The sequence below is a fragment of the uncultured Agathobaculum sp. genome (assembly GCF_963927765.1).
GTDB lineage: Bacteria > Bacillota > Clostridia > Oscillospirales > Butyricicoccaceae > Agathobaculum.
Genome location: NZ_CAWVCU010000130.1, coordinates 20201 through 35327, shown reverse-complemented (window position 1 = coordinate 35327; position 15127 = coordinate 20201). Strand labels below are relative to the sequence as shown.

The window sequence follows — 15127 nt, the reverse complement described above, 5'->3', positions numbered from 1 at the left end:
GTCATAGTCGCTGGGGTTGGACAAACGGTTGGTGATGTTGGCCTCAGTCTGGCCGTCGCCGCCGATGTACTCAACCTGCAGGTTCAGCAGATCGTCATACTTTTGCAGCAGGGGCTGATAGGTTGCGCTGAGGAAGTTATCAGCAGCGTTGTAAATGTTCAGCCAAACTTTCTTAGAAGCATGAGTGGATTCATCCAGCTGATTGGAAACAGGCTCATAAACCTTGGTGGAATCCATAAACTCTTCATAGTTGTCAGCGGTAACAGCAACGTTCAAAGCGTAGTAGGAACGCTCCTCTTCATTGTAGTAGTATACATCTTCGCTCAATACGTTACCGGCTTCGTCAGCGGTTCCGATACCAGTGTCGATGTCAACGCCGTCCAAAGAGTTACGCAGCACACGGAGGGTCAAATAAGCCTGAACGTCAGCGTGCTGGCTGATGGTGCCGCCGTAGCCTTCTGCGATTGCTGCAACAGCGTCAGCGTTTGCGTCGTAGCCGAAGGTCGGAACCTTGTTCGCCTTGGACCAAGCGTTGAACATGGACATGCCCATGCCGTCGTTGTTGGAAGCGACGATGTCGATCTGATCACCGAAAGAGGAAGCCCAGGTGCCGATCGCGTTACCAGCGGTAGCAGCATCCCAAGTTGCACCGGCGGAGTTCTTCATTTCCTGAGAAGCCAGCTCGCGGACAATGTAGGTCTTGCCGTTGACTTCCAGAGAGCCGTCCTTAACAGCGGTAGCGGAGCCGTCTGCGTTGCTGCCGACCGGATCGCTGACGATTGCGCCGTCCTTCTCAACCGCCGTGCCGAGCGCTGCGCGAACGCCGCGGGTACGAGCGATGGAGTCGTTGTGGCCGATATCGCCGATGGCCAGTACATAACCGATGATGCCGTCGCCGTTGCGGTCGATGGTGTCGATGTTAGCCTTTACGTAGTCCAGAATCATGGTGCCCTGGAGCTCAGCGCCCTGGTTGGCGTCAAAGCCTACGTAGTAAGTGTTGTCGTTGAAGTTCAGAGCGGTCATGTCCAGCTCGCCGGTGGAGCTGTTGGAGGGCTGACGGTTAAACCATACTAAGGGCTTATCCTTGTTGGCAACCTCCGCCGCCTCCGTACCGCCGTTGTCCTGCGAGGCATCCGAAGTGTTGCCGCCGGAGGAGCAAGCTGCCATACTGAGCATCATTGCTGCAGTCAGGGTAAGCGCGAGTACCTTCTTCTTCATAATGATTCTCCTTCTCTCCTTTGAATTGGGAGGGACGTCCAACCGGGGGTTCCTCCCTGCTTGCTTTTATTGTAGGCGAAGTGAACCGGAAAAACAAGGTAAAAAATCACCGCAAAAGGGGTAAATTTTATTGAAAACTATCATAAAGCGAAATTATAAAACATAAAAACTGTGCATATTACACAAATCAACGGGAGTCAAACGCGAACAGAGCCTTTTGGCTGTCCACTTCAAAAAGGTTGTCCCTGTCGACGATTTGGGTCGAAGTGTCCACGATGCGTTCCATCCCGCCGGCCTGTCCGGCGAGCAGCTTGTAAGCGCTTTCCACACCCAGATAGCCCATGGCATAGGGATTCTGCACAATGAGGGCATCGACCGAGCCTTCCTGCAGTCCGTCCACGGTGGCAACGTTGGAGTCAAATCCCACCAGAAAAACCGTGTCGGACAGGCCCATTTCCTCGATTGCCTGCGCAGCGCCCACGCTGGTCGGCTCGTTAAAGGCCAGCAGCACATTGATTTCCGGGTGGGATGTAAGCAGGGCAGCGGTATCCCGTTTGGCGTGACCGGCATCGGCCAGCGTGTTGATGACGCTGATGACCTCCGCCCTGCCGCTGTCAGCAAAGGTATCCACCGCGCCCTGTTCACGCTCCTGACCGTTGGCGCTGCTGATGTCATAGTTGACGATGCCGACCTTGAGCGGTGTATTGACCCGATCAAGTGCTGCCTGCGCTGCCATCTGCCCGGCAGCATAGTTGTCGGTGCCGATGTAGGTGCTGACCGCTTCGGAGTCTACGTTGCTGTCGATGGCTACGATTTTGGCGCCTTGCTTTGCGGCATCGTCGATGGCAGCGGCGTTGTTTTCGTAGTCGATGGCGGAAAAAACAATTGCTTCCGCGCCTTCACTGACCGCGTCGGCCACCATTTGGTTTTGGGCTTCATAATCCTCTTCCGTATCCGGACCAATGATATTGAGCTTCAGATTGTACTCCGTGGCGGCAGCTTCCGCCCCGGCAAAGACGGACAGCCAAAATTCTGTCTGTGTGGATTTGACTACCAGCGCCACCGTATGCTGTCGGGAGTAGTTGGTGCCGGTTGAGCAGCCGCAAAGCAGGATGCACAGCACAGCGGCCCATACAGCGCGCCATCTATTTCGTCTCATAATCCCCCTCCTGTATCTTTGGCATGCGCAGCTCCACACAGGTGCCCACATCCGGTTCACTGGTGATGTGCAGGCCGTACTGCTTGCCGAAATAGATTTGCAGACGGTCGTTTACATTTCGAATGCCGATGCCGGTACGGTCTTCCGGCGCGTGCGCCAAGATGGATTGGATCAGCTCGTCGCTCATCCCTACGCCATTATCCCGGACATCAAAGACAATGTCCTCGCCGTCCTGCCGCACCTGCACGGTGATGCGGCCCTCATCCACCAGCAGGTCAAGACCATGGTTGATGGCATTTTCGATGATAGGCTGTAGAGTGATCTTGTTGCAGTAGTAGTTGAGACATGCAGGGTCGACATCGAATTCATAGGTGAACTGGTTTTTATAGCGGTATTTCTGGATTTGCAGATAGCTTTCCGCGTGTTCGATCTCCTTGGCGATGGGGATAAGCTCGTGACCCTTGCTGATGCTGATGCGGAACAAGCGGGCCAGCGCATGGATCATCTTTACCGCGTCGTCATTGCGGCCTTGCTCGCACATCCATGCGATCGAATCCAGCGTGTTGTATAAAAAATGCGGATTGATCTGCGCTTGAAGCGCTTTCAGCTCGGTTTTGCGCAGGTTGACCTCTTCCTCGCGCACGGTGGACATCAGACGCTGGATGCGCAGCACCATGTGCTCGAATGAACTGGATAACTCCTGCACTTCGCGGGTACCGCCCACAGGCACATAGGTGAAGTGGTCGGCATCGGTTTCGAAGCTTTCCATAGCAGCTTCTAAACCGCGGAGCGGGCGCGCCAGCAGGCGGGAGAGAAGAAAACTGGTCAACACCGCGGCGGCAAGCAGCACTGCACCCAGTACAAGGGAAAGACGGATCATTTCCCGGAAGCTGCGGTTGACCATTTCATCCACATAGCTGACGCCCACGATTCGCCAGTCGCTGTCCGCCACACTGGTGACGGAATAGATCACCGTGTCGTCGACATAAGAGCCGTCTGCCAATGATGCCAGCGAGGAGGTGTCCTCGGATTTCAGGCCGGCGTACAGCAGCTGCTGCTGTGGATGATAAACGATGTTGCCTTCCTTGTCCATCAGAAAGCAGTAGCCACGCTGGCCAATGCTGACGTTGTTGATGTAAGTGGAGATGCTGGAAAAGCTCAGATCGAGCGATACCCATGCCGTCTGATTGCCGGATTCGAGCGGAACGGTCATGGTCACGACCCAAGGGTAATAGCCCTCAAAAATGCTCTCTACATGGGGGGCGGTCATATAGGCGCCGCCGGAGGCGCGAGCCCGATCCAGATTGAAGGAAAGGTTTTGATAAATGTTCTCGCGTGGCTCCCGATCCAGACACCAGCAGTCCAGCATCTTGCCGGAGGGGGAATAGCTGGTCACCGCCACCACATCCGGGCGGAAGGTCAGGAAAGCGTCCAGAAGCTGGTTGCGGTTATCGGCGCTTTCCAGCATGGACCACTCGACCAGTGACATAGCCTGCTCCATGCTTTGCAGATAGTTGCCAACGGTATTCGATACCTGCGAGACTGCCTGATCGCTGTTGGTCAGGGCGCTTTGTACCATAGCGCTGCGGTATCGGTTGAGAAAGAGAAGAATGCAGCAGCACAGGATGACCGCGACTACACTCACCACCATAGAGACAAGAATGGTGGTGATGCGCAGCCCTGTGCGGGAGACGCCATCCTTCACAGTCAATCACCCGCCTTTTCCCGATCCAGCCTGCGGCGCATGGTGCTGGGGGATTCACCGCAATATTTTTTGAAGCAATAGCTGAAATAATGCTGGTCGGTATAACCGCATCGCTGGGCGATCTCCTGAATTTTTAGCGGGGAAGACACCAGCAGTTCGCGGGCCGCTTCCATTCGCTTGCGGATCAGGATGTTGATGAAGGTTTCGCCAGCATATTTTTTGATGCAGGCAGAAAGGTGATTGGGGCTGACGGTCAGCATGCCGCTGAGTGATACCAGCGAGAGATTGGCATCCATATAATGTTGGTTGAGTGCCTCCATGGCCTTTTTGCACAGAAGCTCGCCCCCCTTGACGGCAGGCGACAAATCGCTGATGAACTGTGCGCCGCTTTCCATGCCGTCGCCCTGACGCAGGGCTTCCATCGCTTCGCGATACGCATCGTGCAGAGAGGTCAAATTGCGCGTTGCGCGGCTGATGCCGATGCGGCAGCATTTGCCCAGCACGCGGTCGGCCATTTGGGGGATTTCATCTGCCAGAATATGAAGATATTTGTCAAAGTCGGAGGGGTTGCCCAGCAGTACAGAAATGACCTTGCCGGAGGCGAAAAAATGGGCACCGCGCAGATATTTGGTTGCCAGTCGGTTGACGGAAGAAACAAAGGAGGGCGCGGTGCAGTTGCCGCCGTCCGCTTCCAGAAGGGTGGATACCATCACAACAAAATGGGGCCTGTCCTCCATATCCCGCAGCAGGCCGCACTGGCGGGCATAGGCCTTTGCCCGCGGTTCTCCGTCCGGTTCGGCGTAATCATCCAGCACCAGCGGCATCAGCATCGCCGTCTGCAGATCCATGCCGCTGGGATTGGGGGTTGCCTGACGGAACATGGCGAACTGGGTGTCGATCTTCTGGCGGATATTTTGCAGCTCTTTGCTCAAGCCTTCCATAGTTAAGGGTTTGAGCATATAGCTGATGATATTATATTGAATCGCCTGCTTGGCGTATTCAAAATCGTCGTAACCGCTGAGAAAAGCGATGTTGGTGGCAGGCCGAACCTCACGAACCTGCCTGGCAAGCTCGATGCCGGAAATAAACGGCATTCGGATATCGGTGAGCAGAAGATCAGGCTCGCATTCCTCTACCATTTGCAGCGCGTCCAATCCGTTACTGGCACTACCAACCAGACGGAAGCCATATTCCTCCCAAGGAATCATGGTGCATACAGCTTCCCTCAATTCATCCTCATCGTCTGCGACAATCACGGTATATAATGATTTAGTGGCCATCGAGGCACCCGTCCTTTCCTCGCCAAGGCGGTATTTAGGGTTCTGCTGTGCAGTATTATACCAAATTTCTCCCCATTCCGCAAAGCAATTCTAACACCAAAAGCCAATCTAGCGGCTGCGGCGGGTGTGTGAGCAGAAGGAAAGAGCACCGGGGCCGCGCTGCAAACCCAAAGAATTTGACAGAAAAGGGAGGAAATGCTTCAATAGCATATATACCAAAAAAATATAAAAAAATAATTTATTTCTATGCAAAATATAAAATGGGGGGAGGTAGCATAGAGATTTTCGTGGAAAGAAATGCAAGAAAGGTTGAGGAGAGGATCATATGAAAAAGCGACTGTGTTCTATGGGATTGTTTGCGGCGCTGGCGCTTACGGTGGCAGTGTTTTGCCCCGTGACTGCCGAGGCATCCGCAGTGGATGACGCGTACCGCGCGTATTACGATTTTGTGCAGACAGAGCTGGACAGCATCGGTCTGCCGCCGACCGACGTGCCGTCGTCCGAGTTGACCGGGTATGACTTTTATGTCAACTGGGTCAATCAAAAGGTGTGCTATGCCCAGCTGATCGATTTTGATCAGAACGGCATTCCGGAACTGGTGTTCGGAAAGAATGTGGGGGACAAAGGGGATAGTGTGGCGTCCGCTCTGATTGACTGCGTATATACCTATCAAAATGGAAAAATGGTGCGTCTGGCCGGAGGCATCCCGGTGGATCGGAGTTATTTGGGTGGTGATAATTATGAGTATGAAATGAAGGTCAGCACCGGAAGCGACAGGCGCAAATATGCGGTATATTCGACCGATGCGTCCGGAACCAGCCGGGGATCGGATTACTATTATTCTGTGGTAGACGGAAAATGGCAGCTCGTACAGGGATTTCATATGCGTTTTTCGCCCGATGTTTACATCAGTCAGGATGTGTTCTCTTCCACCGGTGAAATGCATTATTATTATGTAGATGACAACAGTTCGGTGGAAATGCCGCACGCAACATGGTATGCACGCTTGCAGCAGCTGACCAGCGGCGGGGAAAAGACGTATGACCTGCGCAACACCGTGCAGTCCACACTGAATACGCTGGCCACGCGGGTGGATCCTGATTATGTGGCGCATTACCGTACACCGTCTGCTTGGGCGGCAGCCGATGTGGAAAACGGCATCGCGGCGGGGATTGTTCTGAGGCAGCTGCAATATAAGTTCAATACGCCCATCACTCGCGCGGATTTCTGCGCACTGGCGGTCAGCCTGTATGAGAACAGCACGGGGAGGACCATCGGTGCCAAGGTGGAGTTTTCAGACACAAAGGATATCAATGTACGGAAAATGGGCAGTTTGGGCGTGATTCAGGGCGTTGGTGATGGTAAGTTTGCGCCGAATGAACTGCTGACCCGTGAGCAGGCAGCAGTCATCCTGTCGAACCTCAGTAGCAAGCTTGGAACCGAGCTGAAGGCAGCATCACCTGCATTTACGGATAGCAGCGCGATCTCTTCTTGGGCCAACGCGCAGGTAGGACAGGTGCAGGCTGCGGGTATTATTAACGGCATTGAAGGCGGCAAGTTCGATCCGCAGGGCTCGTATACCCGGGAGCAGAGCATCGTAACGATCATGCGCATGCGTCAGATTTCCGTTGTCAAAGGCGAGCGTCTGGAGCTGACGCCGAGCGAAGAATCCATCCGTGAGGGTACAACCTGCTCGGTGGATGTGAAAGTCTATCCGGAAAACACAACCAACCGCACGATCAAGGAATGGAAGACGTCCGACTCCATGATTGCGACGGTAAATGGCGGTGTGGTAACCGGCAAACGCCGTGGTGAAGTTACCATAACGGCGGTTTCTCCCGACGGCGCGACGGGCAGCTGCACGATTACTGTCCTGCCGGCGTATCAGTTCGACGTGCAGGCGGAGCGGCTGCCGGTAACGCTCAACTGCCTGTATCTTAAGGATGAGGATTGGGAGGATCAGGACTATGACTTTGTCCCGTCCGATCCCATCATCGCCGGCACGCTTCAGGTGACTGATGTTGAGCCGTCCACCTGGACAAGTGACAATCTGGCCGTCATTGAGGTCAATGGTACGCTGACCAGCCTGAATGAGGATTTCCGTTTTGCGTTCCAGTCGTATCTCAAATGCCAAGTGAAGGATGAGAGCGGAAAAGTCATTTACAGCGGTGTTGTCGATACGCATGGCACACCGAACAGCGTGGGCGATTCGTTCTCCGCTTCGATCTATCTGAATGATGTGGATCTGGAGGGTTCGTATACCGTCTCCTTCCGCAATGACAGCGGTAAGGATGCCGGAGAGGTGCAGGCGGCAGCGCCGGAAGTACGGGTTGAAGGTGTTCCGCTGACCGTGACGGACAAAAACGGCACGGCTACGATCGAGGAGATTGGCACAGAGCTCAGCTATTCCACCTATGGCGATTGCTATGAGCTGGATATCTCCTTCCGCGGCACGGCCGATTGCGGCGATTACTCGACACCAAAGTTTGTGTGGGAATTGCTGGATTCGTCCGGCGAGGTCGTGGGCAGCGGCACGACCTATGCATCCAGCTGGGACATTGAGGATGACGGAAGTTTCTTCATTGAGCCGGGGTATAGCTATAGGGGCATTGATTTGGAGAATGGCGAAAGCTATACCGTGCGCGTGCGCGCAGATGAGTGAGCATTTCGTTCCATAAAAAGCAGGGTAACAGAAAACGGCCGCCTTTCACTGGGGTGAAGGGCGGTCGTTTGCGTTGTGAGCCGGTATGTAGTATGGTTGGGATGAGGCTTGTTAAGATGGAGAAGCGACAGCAACCTCGGCTGCCGCCTCCATCTTAAAGCGATCCATTGCAGCGCGTGCTTCCGGAACCATACCCTGATTAGAACCATTCTTCGTGTTAGTCATGTTTTTTCTCTCCTTTTGTTTGATTTGTGTTTTGGGGATTTGCTGATAGTATTTTGTGCGCAAAAAACCGCAATATGAGATGAAATTGCTGCTCTTCATGGAAAAAGATGCGCGAATTATGTGTAGAAATTTCAATTTTGGCGGTTTAACAGGAAAAAATGTTATGCACGGGTAGAGGTTGGAATGTCTTGTGCTTTGACTACTTTTTTGATATAATATCAATAAACCAATCAATGAGAAGGAAATTATGAAACGATTAGTCATCGGTATTCTGGCGCATGTGGATGCGGGGAAAACAACGCTGTCGGAAGCGTTGCTGTATTTGACGGGCGCACTGAAAAAACTGGGACGGGTAGACCATCAAAATGCCTTTTTGGACACGTTTGCAATCGAGCGGGAAAGAGGCATCACGGTTTTTTCCAAACAAGCAGAGCTGTCGCTGCCGACCACTGCGGTGACGCTGCTGGACACGCCGGGACACGTGGATTTTTCCGCGGAGATGGAGCGCACGCTGCAAGTGCTGGACTATGCGGTTCTGGTGGTCAGCGGAACGGACGGCGTGCAGGCGCATACGCAGACGCTGTGGCGGTTACTGAAACGCCATCATGTGCCGGCCTTTCTTTTTATCAATAAAATGGACATCCACCCGGACGCGCGGGCGGCGCGTATGGCCGAGCTGAAAAAGCGTCTGGGGGATGGCTGTATCGCGTTTGACCAGCCGGATACCATGGCGGAAGAAATCGCCATGTGCGACGAAGCGTTGCTCGAGCGGTATCTGGAAACGGGATGCGTGCAATCAGAGGACATTGTTTCCCTGATTCGCGCCCGCAAGGTGTTTCCGTGTTATTTCGGTTCTGCGCTGCGGCTGGAAGGCGTACAAGCATTACTGGACGGATTGGAGCATTATACACAGCAGCCGCAGTATAACGATGCATTCGGTGCGCAGGTGTTCAAAATTACGCGCGACGGACAGGGCAACCGTCTGTCCCACCTCAAAATCACGGGCGGAACGCTTGCTGTGCGCGCGCTGCTGTCCGGCGAAGAGGACGGCGGCTGGCAGGAAAAAGTCAACCAGATCCGAGTGTACTCGGGTGAAAAATTTCAGTCAATCGAACAGGCGGAAAGCGGCATGGTCTGTGCCGTCACCGGCCTGACGCATACCACTCCCGGTATGGGGCTGGGCAGTGCGGCGGGTGCGCTGCCGCCGGTACTGGAGCCGGTTTTGGGATATCGGGTACAGTTTCCGGACAAGTATGACGCGCATACCATGCTGAAAAATCTGCGTCAGTTGGAAGAGGAAGATCCCCAGCTGCGCGTGGTTTGGAATGAGCGCTTGGGCGAGATCCATTTGCAGCTCATGGGTGAGGTGCAGCTGGAAATCCTGACCCGCGTGATCGCGGAACGATTTGGCGTTCCGGTCACGTTTGACGAAGGCAATATCGTTTATAAAGAAACCATCACTACGCCTGCGGTCGGCATCGGTCACTTTGAGCCGCTGCGTCATTATGCAGAGGCGCATTTGTTGCTGGAGCCGGGCGAGCGGGGCAGCGGTTTGCAGTTTGCAACCGCTTGTCCGACGGATACGCTCGATCTCAACTGGCAGCGCCTGATTTTGACGCATCTTGCGGAAAAAACGCATGTTGGCGTGCTCATCGGTGCGCCGATCACCGATATGAAGATCACGTTGCTGACCGGCCGCGCGCATGTCAAGCATACCGAAGGCGGTGATTTCCGCGAAGCAACCTACCGCGCGGTGCGCAACGGTCTGATGCAGGCGGAAAGCGTGCTGCTCGAACCGTATTACGCCTTTGAGCTGATGCTGCCTGAGGAATGCGTGGGCCGTGCGATGAATGATATTCAGCGCATGGAAGGCACCTTTGAGCCGCCAGAATCGCAGGAGGACGGCGTACTGCTGACCGGCACAGCACCGGTTTCCACGATGCGTAACTACTGGACTGAGGTGGCAGCCTATACCAAGGGGCGTGGACGGCTGGTGTGCACGCCGGATGGATACGCGCCCTGCCATAATGCCGCGCAGGTGATCGAGCAGTGTGGTTATCAGCCCGAGCACGATACCGAGAATTCTCCGGATTCTGTGTTTTGTTCGCACGGCGCGGGCTATGTTGTCAAGTGGGACGAGGTGCGTGCGCATGCGCACATGGACGCGGGCATCTGCTTGCAGTCGGAGGAAGAGGAACCAACACCACAGCCGGTGCGCCGCGCGGCAGCATCCTCCGGTTTGGATGACGATAAGGAACTGCGCGCGCTGTTTGAGCGTACGTATGGTCCGATTCGAGACCGCGGATTTGAAGCCTTTCAGCAGAGCCGCAAAAAAGCGGAAACGATCGAGCAATTATATGTTACCCGCATTCGCGCAGATGATTATTTGCTGGTCGATGGATACAATATCATTTTTGCGTGGGACGAGCTGCGCAGCATGGCGGCTGCGGATATCAATGCAGCGCGGGAAGCGCTTATCAATGTGCTGAGTAATTATCAAAGTGTGCGCAAGTGCCACTTGATCGTGGTGTTTGACGCATACAAGGTCAAAGGGGGAATGGGGTCGATCGAAAAACGGCATGGTCTGCATATCGTTTACACCAAGGAGGCGGAAACGGCAGACATGTATATTGAACAGGCATCCTATGACCTGTCTCGCAAGCATCGTGTACGCGTTGCAACCTCGGATGGTATGGAGCAGATGATTATTCTGGGGCACGGTGCGGAGCGAATTTCTGCCACGGAACTGAAATGGGAAGTGGAGCAGGCCAGCCGTCATATTGCAGATGTGATTGCACGTTTGCAGCAGCAATCATAGACGGCGGATGTGAAAACGTGGCGGCTTTTGAGAAATAAATGTTGCAAAGGTGTATGTATATGAAGATTTCGACAAAGGGAAGATATGCGCTTCGCCTGATGATCGATCTGGCACAGCATGATGCTGCCGGCTATATCCCGTTGCGGGATATTTCCAAAAGGCAGGAGATATCAGCCAAATATCTGGAACAGATTGTCGTTCAGCTGTCTCGTGCAGGTTTTGTGACATCTACGCGCGGCGCACAGGGCGGATACCAATTGGCGCGGCACCCGTCGGAATATACCGTGGGAGATATTTTGCGCATTACGGAAGGCGCTTTGGTGCCGGTGGCGTGTCTGGAACACGATCCGGTGGAGTGCGCCCGTGCACAGGACTGCATTACCCTGGACTTTTGGCGCGGGTTGTACGATGTGGTCAATCAGTATGTGGATTCGGTCACGCTGGAGGAATTGGTCAACCGCGGCCAAGCGCTGGATTTTTCAATTTGAAAACAAAAACGCCGGACTTTCGTCCGGCGTTTTCTTTTTGAAAAAGGGTTGCTCATGCGCGGTGCAGCAGTTTTTTGACGCCAACCAGCAGCTCGCGGCAGTTGAGAAGAAATACCATAGAGAACAGAAGCAGCTGCCACAGCAGCCAGAGCGGCGGCTCCAGCAGCATCAAAGCACCCTGCACGCACAGCAGAAATACTGTGCAGCCCAGCCGCTTTTTGTTCCAGCGCACCGGCATAAAGCGGCGGCTGTCTACGGCACGGTACAGGAACAGGACAACATAGCTGATGAGCGTTGCAGTTGCCGCACCCATGCCGCCGTAGCGCGGAATGAGCAGCGCATTGAGGGTGATGTTGACAACCGCAGAAAACGCGGTGGACAGGAACGATGGGATGGTGCGTTTTTCCAGCAGATAGACGCTTTTCTGAAAGCTCGACAGGCAGTTGAAGCCCGCGCCCACCGCCAGCACCGGGATGAACGTCCAGCCGATGTAATAGCTGGGCACGGCCAGTACCGTGATGGCGAGCTTAGCGCACATGATGCCGCCCGATGCAATGATGAATACGATCGAGCTGTAGGTGTTGCCGACATTGGAGAAGAACTGGATTTGCTCTTCGCGCGAGTTGTTGTTAACAATGGAGATCTGCCATGCATCGACAAAAATCGAAGCAACCAGTGCAATCAGTGTCGGCACGCGATAGGCAATGGAGTAAATCGCGCTGACCGAGGTATCCTGCATGGCGGCGAGGAACGCCTGATCGGAAAAGCCGATGATATAGACCAGAATGGCGTCCGGTACGAGCGGCAACGAATAGGCCAGCATGCTGCGCCACAAATAAAAGTTTGGCTTATGCAGACGGATATACTTCCACAGGCTTGCGATCAGGAAAAGGCAGATGGTCGAAAGTGCATCTGCGCAGATGATCGAGAACACATAACCGAAGATGTTCCATTTGAATACCGTCAGATACAGGATATTCAGCAGGATGGTGACAAAGGTGCGGAAGATGCCGTCGATGGCATACAGGCGCACATAACCCAGCGCGCGGATGAACTGACTGCAGGCGTTTTGCGTGCAGGAAGTCAGCACATACAGATAAATCAGCCACTGGTATTCCAGCAGCGAGCCGGTCGCGCCGGTCGATGTGTTATAGTGGATCAGACCGAGCAGCGGGTGGAACGGCAGTGCGATGAGAAAACCGCACAGAATGGTTGCAAGGCCGATGGTGAATACATCGCTTTTGCGGCGGCGGCGTTCCAGACCGTACCGGATGATCGCCTGTCCGATAGAGAGCGAAACGACCGGATAGAGAATGCTCGTCGTTTTCACAATCAGATCGGCAACACCCATCTCGTCCGTCGTCATCACGCCGGTATAGAAGCGCAGCATGAGGATGACGAGGATCTTGGAGCTGAACGTGCCGATGGCAAAAATAAAGGTGTTGCTTAAAAGACGCTTATATTGATTCATTTAAGCACCCTTTCTCAGTCGGATGGTATGGATGCGGTCGGTGACGCGGTCGGTCAGCCATGCGGCAACCAGACCACAGCCAATGCCGATCAGCAGACCGGCCAGCACATCGGTCGGATAATGCACGCTGGCATACAGGCGGGAAAAAGCGATCAGCGCGGCCAGCACATAGGCAAGCGCCCCTGATTTGCGGTGGAAAAAGCACAAGGCGGTTGCCGCCGCAAAGGAGGACAGCGTGTGACCGGAGGGGAAGGACCATTGATCGCCCGGATCGAGCAAGGCGGTCAGCTCCGGATGCGTCACAAAAGGACGGGGACGCATGATCCATTCCTTCAGCCATACGTTGCCGATGAGCACGCCGATGAGCAATGCCACCAGCATCGCGGCGCCCGCGCGCCGCGTTTTCCGAAAGAACAGCAAAACGATGGCCAGAACAATCCAAACGGCGCCGGCGTTTCCAATCAGCGAAAAGAATTTCCAGAACAGATCGGATGCGCCGCCGCGCAGGTGGGTGGAAATTTCATATAGAATATCAAAGTCAAATGACCGGATGATGTCAAGCAGTACCTCCAAAGCAGGTGCTCCTTTCTGTCAATCAGTAAGCGTTTTTTTCGCTGCTTGCGCGATCAATCCGGTCGACGATCAGTGCAATCGCCTGATCGCCGGTCACGTTGGTCGCGGTGCCGAAGCTGTCCTGCGAGAAATGCAGCGCGATAATCAGCTGCTGCATGGGATCGGTAAAGCCGAGCATAGAGGTGATCAGGCCAAGCGCCGCCATGACGCCGCCGCCGGGAACGCCGGGAGCTGCCACCATGGTCACGCCGAGCATCATGATAAAAGGCGCGAACATGGCGAGCGTGGGCGTCAGACCGCTGGCGATCATAATGCCCATCGAGCCAAGCACCAGACAAATCGTGTCGCCGTTGAGGTTGATGGTGGCGCACAGCGGAACGACAAAGTCGGCTACGTCCTCATTGACATCATTATTATACGCACAGTTCAGTGCAACCGGAATGGTGGAAGCGGAGGACTGGGTGCCCAGTGCGGTAAAATAGGCGGGCGCAACATTTTTGATGCTCTTAAAGTGGTTCTTGCGGCAGACAACGCTGGCAAGTCCGAACTGCGAAAGGATATACAGCAGCTGCAAAACGATGATGATGCCATACAGGGAAGCAAACATCTTGATTGTTGCAAACAGGCGGCCTTCTGCGGCAATGTTGCAGAACAGACCCGCAATATGCACCGGGATGAGCGGAATGATGATGTGCTTGAGCACACCGGACACGATGCGCTGCAGATCGCGGCACACATCCAGCAGGGAGGAGCCACGCAGATTAGCCATGCCGATGCCGAGCACAAACGAAAGCACCAGCGCAGTCATGACACCGAAGATCGGTTCAATCTCGATGGTGAAAAACGGCTGGAACGCGTTGCTTTCCAATACGTCACCCGTGATGGGCTGGATCAGCGAGGGCAGCACTGCCTTGCCGATCAGGAAGGTCAGAAAACCGGAAAGAACCGTGGTGCCGTAAGCCAGCAGCAAAGTGATGCCGAACAGACGGTTGGCCTTCTTGCCCAGCTCCGCCATGCCCACTGTGATAAACGAGAGGATGATCAGCGGAATCATGAAGGACAGGAAGGTGGAAAACAGAGAGGTAAACGTGGCGAACAGGCGAACGACGGCGATAAATGCGGTGGAATCCGCAATGCCGAACCAGCCGCCGCAAAGGCCGATCAGCGTACCGGCAATGATGCCGATAATCAGGCGAATAAGCAATCCGAGTTGTTTCACGTCAATTTTCTCCTCTTTTTTTACAGTATCACTATTACTATACCAGATTGCTGCCCTATTCGCAAGTCGGGGCGTCTGCTGGGAAAAAATTAAAATACCCCTTGACAACCGCGAGGGCAGAGGCTAATATAATAACATATTGCAAAAGGTGATGAACGGGTAAAGTAATCGCATCCCTGTCCGCAGAGAGCTGCCGGTTGGTGTAAGGCAGCGTCAGGAAACGGTGAAACTCGCCCGGGAGCGGTCCGCTGAAAGCCGTCTGGCCGGTAGGAGGGAACGGATGCCCACCGTTACAGGGGCGGCGCATTG

The 15127-nt window shown here is 54.4% G+C and carries 11 protein-coding genes and 1 other annotated feature (1 of these 12 only partly in view); of the genes, 3 read left to right on the top strand and 8 right to left on the bottom strand.

Annotation, left to right across the window (positions count from 1 at the left end; translation table 11 throughout):
- The 4 genes from ABGT74_RS11780 to ABGT74_RS11765 all read right to left on the bottom strand — a co-directional run.
- The coding region (locus ABGT74_RS11780) for a substrate-binding domain-containing protein (protein WP_346705618.1) at nt 1-1218 on the bottom strand (1218 nt) is incomplete at its 3' end.
- A 187-nt stretch (nt 1219-1405) separates the two neighbouring features.
- On the bottom strand, nt 1406-2377 hold the full coding sequence (locus tag ABGT74_RS11775; RefSeq protein WP_346705617.1) for a substrate-binding domain-containing protein: 972 nt from the start codon (nt 2375-2377) through the stop codon (nt 1406-1408).
- Nucleotides 2364-4082, bottom strand: a complete 1719-nt coding sequence (locus tag ABGT74_RS11770) for a sensor histidine kinase (RefSeq protein ID WP_330651660.1) — start codon at nt 4080-4082, stop codon at nt 2364-2366. Before ABGT74_RS11770 ends, ABGT74_RS11775 begins: the two co-directional genes overlap by 14 nt.
- 2 nt (nt 4083-4084) lie before the next feature.
- Complete coding sequence (locus ABGT74_RS11765; RefSeq protein WP_297282691.1) at nt 4085-5362, bottom strand: response regulator; 1278 nt, start codon at nt 5360-5362, stop codon at nt 4085-4087.
- 325 nt (nt 5363-5687) lie between these two features.
- Between ABGT74_RS11765 and ABGT74_RS11760 the strand changes: the two genes are divergently transcribed.
- Nucleotides 5688-8024, top strand: coding sequence for an S-layer homology domain-containing protein (locus tag ABGT74_RS11760; protein WP_346705616.1), 2337 nt, complete (start codon nt 5688-5690; stop codon nt 8022-8024).
- Between the two features lie 111 nt (nt 8025-8135).
- Here the strand turns inward: ABGT74_RS11760 and ABGT74_RS11755 are convergent, their stop codons facing one another.
- Nucleotides 8136-8249 (bottom strand): small, acid-soluble spore protein, alpha/beta type, encoded by a 114-nt coding sequence (locus ABGT74_RS11755; protein ID WP_297282689.1) that lies wholly within the window; start codon nt 8247-8249, stop codon nt 8136-8138.
- A 247-nt stretch (nt 8250-8496) separates the two neighbouring features.
- Between ABGT74_RS11755 and ABGT74_RS11750 the strand changes: the two genes are divergently transcribed.
- Complete coding sequence (locus ABGT74_RS11750; RefSeq protein ID WP_346705615.1) at nt 8497-11067, top strand: translation factor GTPase family protein; 2571 nt, start codon at nt 8497-8499, stop codon at nt 11065-11067.
- Nucleotides 11068-11126: 59 nt separating this feature from the next.
- Nucleotides 11127-11555 (top strand): RrF2 family transcriptional regulator, encoded by a 429-nt coding sequence (locus ABGT74_RS11745; protein ID WP_297282687.1) that lies wholly within the window; start codon nt 11127-11129, stop codon nt 11553-11555.
- Between the two features lie 52 nt (nt 11556-11607).
- Here the strand turns inward: ABGT74_RS11745 and ABGT74_RS11740 are convergent, their stop codons facing one another.
- Genes ABGT74_RS11740 through ABGT74_RS11730 form a run of 3 tightly spaced genes read right to left on the bottom strand, consistent with a single transcriptional unit; the run spans nt 11608 to nt 14818 of the window.
- Nucleotides 11608-13026, bottom strand: coding sequence for a polysaccharide biosynthesis C-terminal domain-containing protein (locus ABGT74_RS11740; RefSeq protein WP_346705614.1), 1419 nt, complete (start codon nt 13024-13026; stop codon nt 11608-11610).
- Nucleotides 13027-13599 carry a phosphatase PAP2 family protein gene (locus tag ABGT74_RS11735; protein ID WP_297282685.1) on the bottom strand — a complete coding sequence of 191 codons (573 nt, stop codon included), beginning with the start codon at nt 13597-13599 and terminating at the stop codon, nt 13027-13029.
- A gap of 22 nt (nt 13600-13621) precedes the next feature.
- The gene (locus tag ABGT74_RS11730; RefSeq protein WP_346705613.1) at nt 13622-14818 is read right to left on the bottom strand and encodes a dicarboxylate/amino acid:cation symporter; all 1197 of its coding nucleotides are present in this window, start codon (nt 14816-14818) and stop codon (nt 13622-13624) included.
- Between the two features lie 142 nt (nt 14819-14960).
- Nucleotides 14961-15127 (top strand) — a binding site (T-box leader); it runs 75 nt beyond the window's last position.

Excerpts from the sequence above, each read along its gene's own strand:
- ABGT74_RS11750 (WP_346705615.1), top strand. The coding sequence starts at position 8,497 with ATGAAACGATTAGTCATCGGTATTCTGGCGCATGTGGATGCGGGGAAA.
- ABGT74_RS11745 (WP_297282687.1), top strand. The coding sequence starts at position 11,127 with ATGAAGATTTCGACAAAGGGAAGATATGCGCTTCGCCTGATGATCGAT.
- ABGT74_RS11755 (WP_297282689.1), bottom strand. The coding sequence starts at position 8,249 with ATGACTAACACGAAGAATGGTTCTAATCAGGGTATGGTTCCGGAAGCA.
- ABGT74_RS11740 (WP_346705614.1), bottom strand. The coding sequence starts at position 13,026 with ATGAATCAATATAAGCGTCTTTTAAGCAACACCTTTATTTTTGCCATC.
- ABGT74_RS11765 (WP_297282691.1), bottom strand. The coding sequence starts at position 5,362 with ATGGCCACTAAATCATTATATACCGTGATTGTCGCAGACGATGAGGAT.
- ABGT74_RS11760 (WP_346705616.1), top strand. The coding sequence starts at position 5,688 with ATGAAAAAGCGACTGTGTTCTATGGGATTGTTTGCGGCGCTGGCGCTT.
- ABGT74_RS11775 (WP_346705617.1), bottom strand. The coding sequence starts at position 2,377 with ATGAGACGAAATAGATGGCGCGCTGTATGGGCCGCTGTGCTGTGCATC.